10 protein-coding genes are annotated in these 9,785 nt (G+C 68.9%); 7 read left to right on the forward strand and 3 right to left on the reverse strand.

From position 1 onward, the window contains the following. The first annotated feature begins 182 nt into the window (after nucleotides 1-182). Both B2Y21_RS09175 and B2Y21_RS09180 read left to right on the forward strand, forming a co-directional pair. Nucleotides 183-2,396, forward strand: coding sequence for a protein-disulfide reductase DsbD family protein (locus B2Y21_RS09175; RefSeq protein WP_292059118.1), 2,214 nt, complete (start codon nucleotides 183-185; stop codon nucleotides 2,394-2,396). Between the two features lie 23 nt (nucleotides 2,397-2,419). Next, nucleotides 2,420-3,094, forward strand: coding sequence for a thioredoxin family protein (locus B2Y21_RS09180; RefSeq protein ID WP_292059120.1), 675 nt, complete (start codon nucleotides 2,420-2,422; stop codon nucleotides 3,092-3,094). An 83-nt stretch (nucleotides 3,095-3,177) separates the two neighbouring features. Here B2Y21_RS09180 and B2Y21_RS09185 read toward each other — a convergent pair whose 3' ends face one another. Next, nucleotides 3,178-3,654: a hypothetical protein gene (locus tag B2Y21_RS09185; protein ID WP_292059122.1), complete on the reverse strand. Its 477-nt coding sequence runs from the start codon at nucleotides 3,652-3,654 to the stop codon at nucleotides 3,178-3,180. A 150-nt stretch (nucleotides 3,655-3,804) separates the two neighbouring features. Here B2Y21_RS09185 and pgi point away from each other — a divergent pair, with 150 nt between their 5' ends. From pgi to B2Y21_RS09200, 3 genes are read left to right on the forward strand one after another with little or no spacing between them, the layout of a single operon-like run. Then, the gene (pgi, locus tag B2Y21_RS09190; RefSeq protein WP_292059123.1) at nucleotides 3,805-5,409 is read left to right on the forward strand and encodes a glucose-6-phosphate isomerase; all 1,605 of its coding nucleotides are present in this window, start codon (nucleotides 3,805-3,807) and stop codon (nucleotides 5,407-5,409) included. Then, the gene (locus tag B2Y21_RS09195; RefSeq protein WP_292059125.1) at nucleotides 5,406-5,792 is read left to right on the forward strand and encodes a DUF4260 domain-containing protein; all 387 of its coding nucleotides are present in this window, start codon (nucleotides 5,406-5,408) and stop codon (nucleotides 5,790-5,792) included. Before pgi ends, B2Y21_RS09195 begins: the two co-directional genes overlap by 4 nt. Nucleotides 5,793-5,818: 26 nt before the next feature. Next, nucleotides 5,819-6,283, forward strand: coding sequence for an ion channel (locus tag B2Y21_RS09200; protein ID WP_292059129.1), 465 nt, complete (start codon nucleotides 5,819-5,821; stop codon nucleotides 6,281-6,283). Nucleotides 6,284-6,344: 61 nt separating this feature from the next. On the opposite strand, the gene B2Y21_RS09205 is transcribed toward B2Y21_RS09200, so the two are convergent. Continuing rightward, nucleotides 6,345-6,824 carry a hypothetical protein gene (locus B2Y21_RS09205; RefSeq protein ID WP_003166487.1) on the reverse strand — a complete coding sequence of 160 codons (480 nt, stop codon included), beginning with the start codon at nucleotides 6,822-6,824 and terminating at the stop codon, nucleotides 6,345-6,347. Nucleotides 6,825-7,063: 239 nt separating this feature from the next. Here B2Y21_RS09205 and groES point away from each other — a divergent pair, with 239 nt between their 5' ends. Beyond that, nucleotides 7,064-7,351, forward strand: coding sequence for a co-chaperone GroES (groES, locus tag B2Y21_RS09210; RefSeq protein WP_003166488.1), 288 nt, complete (start codon nucleotides 7,064-7,066; stop codon nucleotides 7,349-7,351). 56 nt (nucleotides 7,352-7,407) lie between these two features. Beyond that, on the forward strand, nucleotides 7,408-9,054 hold the full coding sequence (gene groL / locus B2Y21_RS09215; RefSeq protein ID WP_292059132.1) for a chaperonin GroEL: 1,647 nt from the start codon (nucleotides 7,408-7,410) through the stop codon (nucleotides 9,052-9,054). Between the two features lie 122 nt (nucleotides 9,055-9,176). On the opposite strand, the gene B2Y21_RS09220 is transcribed toward groL, so the two are convergent. Next, entirely contained in the window at nucleotides 9,177-9,656 is a 480-nt protein-coding gene (locus tag B2Y21_RS09220) for a LysR substrate-binding domain-containing protein (protein ID WP_292059134.1), read from the reverse strand. Nucleotides 9,657-9,785 lie beyond the last annotated feature (129 nt).

Below are 9,785 nucleotides of genomic sequence, written 5' to 3' on the forward strand. Positions count from 1 at the left end.
GCGCCGTGGTCGGCGGCGTCAACGATCCCCTGCGGCGCCGCACCGAGGTGCTGATCGAGGTCGTCGCCCCGCGCTGACGCCCCCAGGCGGCTGAACTGCGGCCCGCCGTCGCGGGCCGTGGATAGGCGCGGCTTGAGGGTCTAAGGTCGCGCCTTTCCCTGATCCTGTTCCTGGCGTCGCCCTTGCGCATCCTGCTTCTTCTGCTGACCTGGCTCGCCTTCGCCCTTCCGGCGGCGGCGTCCCCATCTGCACCCGCATCCGAGGCCGCCTTGCGCGACGCCCTGGCCGCCGGGGCCGCGCCCGCCGCCAAGACCGCCGTCGCGCCGGGGCCCCAACGCACCGAGCGGATCGAGGCTGAACTGGTCGCCATGGGCGCCTGGGCCACGCCCGGCTCGACCGCCGTCGTCGCCATCCGCCAGAAGATCAAGCCCGGCTGGCACACCTATTGGCGCAATCAGGGCGATTCCGGCGGGCCGACGACCCTGACCTGGGCCTTGCCCAGCGACCTGACGCCCGGCGACATCCTGTGGCCCCTGCCCGAGCGTCAGCGGCTGCAGAGCCTGATGAATTACGGCTATTCGGATACGGTCTTCCTGCCCGTGCCGATCGAGATTCCGGCCCACACGCCGCCGGGTCGCAGCCTGCCCCTGCGCGTCACCGCCCACTTCTATGTCTGCAGCGACGAGATGTGCGTGCCGGAAGACCTCGACCTGGCGCTGGACCTGCCGGTGCGCGAGGACGCCGCGCCGCTGGACGCCCGCTTCGGCCAGGCGGTTCAGGACGTCGTCGCCAGCGCTCCCCGTCCCGCCGGGATCGACGCCCGCGCCGCCCTTGTCGACGGCAAGCTGACCCTGACGGCGATCGGCGGCCCGCTGGCAGGGACTGCGCCGAAATGGGCCTATTTCTATCCGTTCGAGGGCGGGGTGATCGACCACGCCGCCGCCCAGTCGGGCGAGCGCGGCCCGCAAGGGCTGACCATAACGATCACCGCCGGACGCGGCCTGACGACCAATGGGCTGAAAGGGCCGATCAACGGCGTCCTGTCCACCGATCTGGGCGCCTGGGAGATCACCGCCGAACCGGGCGCGGCCCTGGCGGGCGTCACGGGCGACGGCGCAATCGGCGACGGCGAGGGAGCGCAGGCAGGCGCCTCGACCACCGGCCTGTCCGACTTCGCCAAGGCGGCGTTGTTCGCCCTGCTGGGCGGTCTGATCCTGAATCTGATGCCCTGCGTCTTCCCCATCCTGGCGATGAAGGCCGCTTCGCTCAGCCGCGCCGCCCATGAACCGGCCGAGGCGCGCCGCGACGGCCTGGCCTTCCTGGCCGGGGTGCTGGCGACCTTCCTGCTGCTGGCGGGGGCGCTGCTGGCCCTTCGCGCGGGCGGTCAGGTTTTGGGCTGGGGCTTCCAGCTGCAGTCGCCGGGCGTGGTGGCGGCCCTGGCCCTGCTGATGCTGGCGGTGGCGCTGAACCTGTCGGGCGTCTTCCACGTCGGCGCCGGGCTACAGGGCGCCGGACACGGTCCCATGTCGCGCCTGCCCGGCGCGGCGGGCGCCTTCTTCACCGGGGTGCTGGCGGTGATCGTCGCGGCGCCCTGCACCGCCCCCTTCATGGCCTTTGCGCTCGGCGCCGCCCTGTTCATGCCCTGGCCGATGGCCCTGGCGGTCTTCCTGATGCTGGGGCTGGGCCTGGCCTTGCCCTATGTGCTGATCAGCCTCAATCCGCGTCTGCTGGCCCGTCTGCCGAAACCCGGCCCGTGGATGGAGACGCTGCGCAATCTGCTGGCCTTCCCCATGTACGGCGCCGCCCTGTGGCTGGCCTGGGTCTATGGCCGCCAGACCTCTGACGCCCTGGCCCTGCTGTTCGGGGCCGGGCTGATGCTGGCCCTGGCGCTATGGCTCTACGGCCGAGCGCAGGTCGCCGCACCCGGCAAGAGTCGGATTGCGGGGATCGCCGCCCTGCTGGCCCTGATCGCGGCGCTGGCTTGCGGCGTCCTGGCGGGGCGCGCCGCGCCCGCCGCTCCGGACAGCGCAGGCGCTTCGACGCATCTGCCGTCCCAGCCCTGGTCCGAACAGGCGGTGAAGGCCGCCCTGGCCGAAGGGCGTCCGGTCCTGGTCAACTTCACCGCCGACTGGTGCGTGACGTGCAAGGTGAACGAAAGCACGGCCCTGTCCTCGGCCCGTACGGCTGAGACGCTGGAGCAGGCGAACGCCGTCTATCTGGTCGGCGACTGGACCAGGCGCGACGACGCCATCACCGCCGAGCTGCAACGCCACGGCCGCTCGGGCGTGCCCCTCTATCTCGTCTATGCGCCCGACCGGCCTGAGCCGCGCATCCTGCCTCAACTCTTGACCGAAGGCGTCGTCATCGACGCCCTGGAAGACGCCGCCGCCCGCTGACCTATCACCCCGAGGAGACCGCCATGTTCCGCCTGCTGACCGCCGCCTCCGCCTCTCTGCTGCTGCTCGCCGCCTGCCAGCAGCAGCCCGCCGCATCGCCTGAACGGTCCGAAACCGCCGCCGTCGCGCCCGAAGCGACCGAGGCGCCCGCCCCTGGCGAAACCGCCCCGGCCTTCACCCTGGTCGACGCCGAAGGCCAGCAGCGCTCCCTGGCCGATTTCCGCGGCAAGACGGTGGTGCTGGAGTGGACCAACGAAGGCTGTCCCTTCGTGAAGAAGCACTACACCGGCGCCATGCAGGCCCTGCAGCGCGAGGCGACCGCCGACGGCGTGGTCTGGCTGACCATCATCTCCTCGGCGCCGGGAACCCAGGGCTTCGTCGAGGGCGAAGAGGCGCAAGCCTGGAAGGCCAAGCACCAGGCCGCCTTCACCCACCTGCTGCTCGACCCGACCGGCGAGGTCGGCAAACGCTATGACGCTAAGACCACGCCGGACATGCGCATCATCGATCCCGAGGGACGGCTGATCTTCGTCGGCGGCATCGACGACCGGCCGACTAACAAGGTGGAAGACCTGGACGGAGCCAACAACTTCGTTCGCGCCGCCCTGGCCGACGCCAAGGCCGGGCGCGCGGTGCAAACCGCCTATGCCGCGCCCTACGGCTGCGCTATCAAATACCCCGAGACCGTCGAGGGCTGAGGACGGCCTTTGCGGCCATCCTCCCGTCGGGCCTCAAGTCGCGCGAAGCGCGCCAGCCCCAGCAACCAAACCTCAAGCCGAGGCTAGGCTTCGGGTTGAGGCGGCGAGGTGATGACCTCGACGTTGTCGTTCAGCAGATAGGACAGCTCGTCGAGGGCCAACTTGCGCGCGGCTGCGTCAGAGGCGCTCTCCAGCGCCGCGACCTTGACCGGAATGTCTTCCGAGATGCCGCGCAGGATGCATTTCAGATCGTTGTCCGTGCCGCGCTCCTTGAGGATCAGATGACCCTGCATGTCGCGCTGGGCCAGGTCCGCCGCCTGGGTCTTGAACGCTCCATAGGCCGCGCCGGTGAAGAAGCCGGCCTTGTCCGCCTCGCCTGAGGCCGCCCAGGCATCGACGATCGTCTTCAGAGCGCCCGAACGGGCCACCAGGTCAGCGAACAGAGGCTCCTGGGCCACCGAGACCGGAGCGGCGGGCGCCGCCGGCGGCAGGGCGGCGGCTTCAGCGACCGCGGGGTCGGCCAGCATCAGGGCGACGGCGAGAGCTATTCCGCAGGACATGGCGTGCCTTTCACAAGGGACCGAGACGGCGGACTTCCACCAGGAAATCCTTGTTGACCCAGTCTTGGATTGAACTCTTCACGGCCTGGGCCGTAAACCAGAGCTTGCAAGCGCCGGGCCAAAAGCCGGGACCGCCATGGGGAGACCACGATGCCGCACGCCGCCTGGGCCGAACTCGAGGCCGCCGCCCGACAGGACGCGGATGCGCGAATCCAGGATCAATTCACCGCCGACCCCGACCGGCTGGCGCGGCTGACGCTGGACGTGGCCGGCTTGCACATCGATCTGTCCAAACAGAGCTGGACCCAAGCGGGCCTGAAAGCGGCGCTGGCGCTGGCCCGCGCCTGCGACGTCGAGGGTCGTCGCGCGGCCCTGTTCAACGGCGAGGCGGTCAATCTGACCGAAGGCCGCGCCGTGCTGCACCCGGCCCTGCGCGCGCCGGACGGCGCCGAATTCCACGCCCTAAGCGAGCCGGTCTCGGCCGAGGTCGAGGCCGTGCGCGCCGAAATGAAGGCCTATGCCGAAGCGTTGCGGTCCGGGAATGAAACAGGCGCAAGCGGGCGCCCCTTCAAGACGGTGCTCCATATCGGCATCGGCGGTTCCGATCTGGGACCGCGCCTGATCTGGGACGCCCTGCGGCCCCTGAACCCGGCCATCGACCTGCGCTTCGTCGCCAACATCGACCCGCGCGACATGGCCGAGGCCCTGATCGGGCTGGATCCTGAAACCACGCTGGTGATCGTCGTCTCCAAGAGCTTCACCACTCAGGAAACCCTGCTGAACGCCCAGGCCGCCAAGGCCTGGCTGGCCGCCGCCCTGCCCGCCGAGGGAATGGCGAAACACTTCATCGGCGTCACCGCCGCACCGGAAAAGGCGGCGGCGTTCGGCTGCGGCCGCACCTTTGCGTTCCGGGACTGGGTCGGCGGGCGCTATTCGCTGTGGTCGGCGGTCAGCCTGTCCTGCGTCATCGGCCTGGGCTGGGACGCGTTCCAGGGCTTCCTTGACGGCGCCGCCGCGCTGGACCGCCACTTCCTCGAGGCCCCGCTGGAGAGGAATGCGCCGGTGATGCTGGCCCTGGCCGAGATCTACAACGTCGACGGCCTGCACCGCCCGGCCCGCACCGTCGCCCCCTACGCCCACGACCTGCGTCGCCTGCCGGCCTTCCTGCAACAGCTCGAGATGGAATCGAACGGCAAGCAGGTGCGCCGCGACGGGTCCCCCGTCGGCCGCCAGACCTGCCCCGTCATCTTCGGCGAGCCGGGCGCCAACGGCCAGCACGCCTTCTTCCAGCAATTGCATCAAGGGCCGCAGGTCGTGCCGGTCGAGTTCATCATCGTGGGCCGCACCTGCGAGGAGACGCCCTCGACCTATCTGTGGGCCAACGCCCTGGCCCAGGCCCAGGCCCTGATGCAGGGCAAGAGCGAGGTTCAGGCCCGCGCCGAACTGATCACATCGGGCGCATCGGAGGACGAAGCCGACCGCCTGGCGCCGCACAAGACCTTCCCCGGCAATCGGCCGTCGACCGCCATCGTGATGGAGCGGCTGACGCCGCAGACCCTCGGCGCCCTGATCGCCCTCTATGAACACAAGACCTTCGCCGAGGGCGTGCTGTGGGACATCAACAGCTTTGACCAATGGGGCGTGGAACTGGGCAAGGTTCTGGCCAAGGCCCTGCTGAAGGACGCCGCCACGGGCACGCCCTCGACGGATCTCGACCCTTCCACGGCGGACCTGCTGAGGCGGCTGACGGCGTGACCGTCGTCGCCCCCACCTGGCAGCGGCTGGAGGGGCTGGCCCTGCTCGTCCTCGCCGCCCTGGCCTATGGCCGCTTCGGCCAGGGCTGGGCGCTGTTCGCCGTTCTCTTCCTGGCCCCCGACCTGTCCTTCGCCGGCTACCTGGCGGGTCCGCGCGTGGGAGCCTGGGCCTATAACCTGGCGCACAGCCTGATCGGGCCGCTGCTTCTGGCGGGCGCGGGCCTGCTGGCCGCCGCGCCCTTGGCGACCGCGCTCAGCCTGATCTGGCTGGCGCACATCGGCTTCGACCGCGCCCTCGGCTACGGTCTGAAGTCGCCGGAGGCCTTCGGCCTCACCCATCTGGGTTTGATCGGCCCGGCCAAGCGCGCCGCTCGCCCGTCATGATCGGCGGGATCGAAAACAGCGGCGCCATGGACATGACCGTCGAACTGCTGACTGCGACCGTCATGGTGCTGATGACCGTGGGTCTGCACGCCGTCGGCCTGTTGACCCTGGGCCGGGTGCTGGCCGCCGGAGACGCCAGGGCGGGGCGCGGCCAGGCTGTGCGTCTCAACCCTTTGTCGCCGCGCGGCGCCGCCTATACCGTCACCGTGGTTTTGGGACTGTTCATCCTGCACGGGGTCGAGATCTGGCTCTACGCCGCCCTCTTCTACCTGCTGGGCGCCGTACCGGACCTGCGCGAAGCGGTCTATTTCTCGTCGATCAGCTACAGCTCCATCGGCTACGGCGACGCCTCCATCGATCCGGACTGGAAGCTGCTGGGCGCGATCGAGGGCATCAACGGCGCCATCCTGCTGGGCTGGACCGTGGCCTTCTTCGTCGCCGTCATGGGGCGGCTGCTGCCGACGAGCGAGCGAGGCAGCGGCTTCGAATAAGGCCAGCCCATGAAAAAAGGCCCGGCCGTGCAGCCGAGCCCTTCCTCATCTCACGCGCCGCCTACCAGCGACGGTCGTAGCGATAGTCGCGATCCCGATCGCGGTCGCGGCGGTTCTGGTAGCTGCGCCATTCGCCGTGGTTCCGCCAATAGCGGCCGTCGCGGTAATAGCGTCCGTCGTTCCGCTCATAGCGGCCGTTGTAATAGCCGTCGCGGCTGTTGATGCCGTGCTCGCGCTCCCAGTGGCCCTGGTTCCGATAGCAGCGGCCGCCGCGGTAATAGCCGCAGTCGTCGTTGTTCGAGGACGAGGCCGCGCCCAGGGCCGCGCCCGCCAGAGCGCCGCCCGCGACATAGCGTCCGTCGCCTTGACCGATCAGGGCGCCGGCGACGCCGCCGACCACGGCGCCCAGGACGGCGTCACGGCCGGTGTTGTCGCGATCGCGGTCACGATAATGCTGGGCCGCAGCCGGGGTCGAAGCCAGCATCGTCACAACCAGAGCAGGGGCGATAGCGCCGGCGCCGATCTTGAACAGGGTCTTCATGGCGGGCTCCTTTCGAAAGCCGGTTGATCCGTTGTCCCCCTTTTAGCGCCGCCTGTCTGAACGACCCCGGCGGCGTACGTTCATTTTCGCTTCATCTTGAGACCGGATTTCGGGCGCCGTCGCCCTTGACGCCCCCCGCCCCCCTGCCTAACTCCCCGGTCGTTAGCACTCGGGGAGGGCGACTGCCAAAGTCGCGGGCTCCGAGGGCTGGAACCAACATCCTAACGGGAGTTACTCAGATGGCGTTTCGTCCGCTCGGCGACCGCGTGCTGGTCAAGCGCGTTGAAGAAGAATCCAAGACCAAGGGCGGGATCATCATCCCCGACACGGCCAAGGAAAAGCCCCAGGAAGGCGAAGTCGTCGCCGTGGGCCCCGGCGTCCGTGACGAAGACGGCAAGTTCGTCGCCCTGGAACTGAAGGCCGGCGACCGCGTCCTGTTCGGCAAGTGGTCGGGCAGCGAAGTGAAGATCGACGGCGAAGACCTGATCATCATGAAGGAATCCGACGTCCTGGGCGTGCTGTCGTAAGACGCGCCTCGGTTTCCGGTTTCTGATTTAAAATCTTATAGATAGGAGCAGCCCGCATGGCCGCTAAAATCGTAAAGTTCAACACCGACGCCCGCGACAAGATGCTGAAGGGCGTCAACGTCCTGGCTGACGCCGTCAAGGTGACCCTGGGTCCGAAGGGCCGCAACGTCGTGATCCAGAAGTCGTTCGGCGCCCCGCGCTCGACCAAGGACGGCGTTTCGGTCGCCAAAGAGATCGAGCTGGAAGACGCCTTCGAGAACATGGGCGCCCAGATGATCCGCGAAGTCGCCTCCAAGGCGAACGACAACGCGGGCGACGGCACCACCACCGCCACCGTTCTGGCTCAGGCCATCGTGCAAGAGGGCCTCAAGGCCGTCGCCGCCGGCATGAACCCGATGGACCTGAAGCGCGGCATCGACCAGGCCGTCGCCGTGGCCCTGGACGAAGTGAAGACCATCTCCAAGCCGGTCTCCAACAACTCGGAAATCGCCCAGGTCGGCACCATCTCGGCCAACGGCGACGCTGAAATCGGCGAGCTGATCGCCCTGGCCATGGCCAAGGTCGGCAACGAAGGCGTCATCACGGTCGAAGAAGCCAAGACGGCCGAAACCACCGTCGACATCGTCGAAGGCATGCAGTTCGACCGCGGCTACCTGTCGCCCTACTTCATCACCAACCCGGACAAGATGGAGGTCTCCCTCGAAGAGCCGCTCATCCTGCTCCACGAGAAGAAGTTGACCTCGCTGCAGCCGATGCTGCCGGTGCTGGAAGCCGTGGTTCAGTCGGGCCGTCCCCTGCTGATCATCGCCGAGGACATCGAAGGCGAAGCCCTGGCCACCCTGGTGGTCAACAAGCTGCGCGGCGGCCTGCGCGTCGCCGCCGTCAAGGCTCCGGGCTTCGGCGATCGCCGCAAGGCCATGCTGGAAGACATCGCCATCCTGACGGGCGGCCAGGTCATCTCTGAAGACCTGGGCATCAAGCTGGAAACCGTCACCCTGGACATGCTGGGCAAGGCCAAGAAGGTCTCCATCACCAAGGACGACACCACCATCGTCGAAGGTTCGGGCGAGAAGGACGGCATCGAGGCCCGCGTCGGCCAGATCAAGCGTCAGATCGAGGACACCACCTCGGACTACGACAAGGAAAAGCTGCAAGAGCGCCTGGCCAAGCTGGCCGGCGGCGTCGCCGTCCTGCGCGTCGGCGGCTCGACCGAAGTCGAAGTGAAGGAAAAGAAGGACCGCGTCGACGACGCCCTGAACGCGACCCGCGCCGCTGCCGATGAAGGCATCGTCCCGGGCGGCGGCGTGGCCCTGCTGCAAGCCTCCAAGAAGCTGATCGATCTGAAGGGCGTCAACGCCGATCAGAACGCCGGCATCAACATCGTGCGCCGCGCCCTGCAGGCTCCGATCCGTCAGATCTCCGAGAACTCGGGCGTCGAAGGTTCGATCGTGGTCGGCAAGGTCATGGACTCGACCGACGCCTCGTTCGGCTTCAACGCCCAGACCGAAGAGTACGGCGACCTCGTCCAGATGGGCGTGATCGATCCGGCCAAGGTCGTCCGTTCGGCGCTGAAGTCGGCCGCCTCGGTCGCCGGCATCATGATCACCACGGAAGCCGCCATCGCTGACGCGCCGAAGAAGGCCTCGGCCGGCGGCGCCCCCGACATGGGCGGCATGGGCGGTATGGGCGGCATGGACTTCTAAGTCCAAGTCACCTCACGCTGAGACTGCGGAAGGGGCGGGATCGAAAGATCCCGCCCTTTTCTTTGCGCGTACGCCGCCTCTCCCTCCCCGGGACGGGGAGGGAGAAGTTGCGCGCTAGCCCGTTAGCTTCCCGCCTCCCCGACTTCCCGCCCCGCCAGCCGCGCCCCCTCGACCACCGCCGGGTCGGTCCGCGCCGTGTCCAGCACCCAGTCGCGGAAGCGAGCGATCTTGGGGGTCAGGCGGCGGCCGGGCGGGTAGCAGAGCCAATAACCCTCGGCCAGGGCGACCGTCTCCTCGAACGGCCGGACCAGAAGGCCGCGTTCGATCTCGCGGCCGTAGAGGATGGGCGAACCCAGGGCCACGCCCTGATCGCCTAGCGCCGCCGCCACCTCCATCGCCTGATTGTCGGCGGTCAGGCGCGGCGGCGGGGCGGCGTCGGCGGGCGCCACCCCGGCGGCGGCGAACCAGGCCGCCCATTCCTGCGGCTCTCCGACCAGATGGGCGCGCTTCAGATCGGCGGGCGTCTTCAGGTCCAGCCGGTCGCGCGTGGGGGGGGGGGAGACGGGCGTGAAGACGGCGGGCATCAGGAAGCGGCTCTCCAGTCCCGGCTAGCGGCGCGGACCGAACCGCAGCCCCATGTCCAGCCCGCCCGCCCCCAGGCGGGACACGACCGGACTGGTGTCTACCCGCACCGCCATCTCCGGGTTCGCGCGTTGTACAGGCCGCAGGCC

Source organism: Brevundimonas sp. UBA5936 (genome assembly GCA_002430835.1).
Classification (GTDB): Bacteria; Pseudomonadota; Alphaproteobacteria; order Caulobacterales; family Caulobacteraceae; genus Brevundimonas.

Excerpts from the sequence above, each read along its gene's own strand:
- B2Y21_RS09185 (WP_292059122.1), bottom strand. The coding sequence starts at position 3,654 with ATGTCCTGCGGAATAGCTCTCGCCGTCGCCCTGATGCTGGCCGACCCC.
- B2Y21_RS09180 (WP_292059120.1), top strand. The coding sequence starts at position 2,420 with ATGTTCCGCCTGCTGACCGCCGCCTCCGCCTCTCTGCTGCTGCTCGCC.
- groL (WP_292059132.1), top strand. The coding sequence starts at position 7,408 with ATGGCCGCTAAAATCGTAAAGTTCAACACCGACGCCCGCGACAAGATG.
- B2Y21_RS09205 (WP_003166487.1), bottom strand. The coding sequence starts at position 6,824 with ATGAAGACCCTGTTCAAGATCGGCGCCGGCGCTATCGCCCCTGCTCTG.
- pgi (WP_292059123.1), top strand. The coding sequence starts at position 3,805 with ATGCCGCACGCCGCCTGGGCCGAACTCGAGGCCGCCGCCCGACAGGAC.
- groES (WP_003166488.1), top strand. The coding sequence starts at position 7,064 with ATGGCGTTTCGTCCGCTCGGCGACCGCGTGCTGGTCAAGCGCGTTGAA.
- B2Y21_RS09200 (WP_292059129.1), top strand. The coding sequence starts at position 5,819 with ATGGACATGACCGTCGAACTGCTGACTGCGACCGTCATGGTGCTGATG.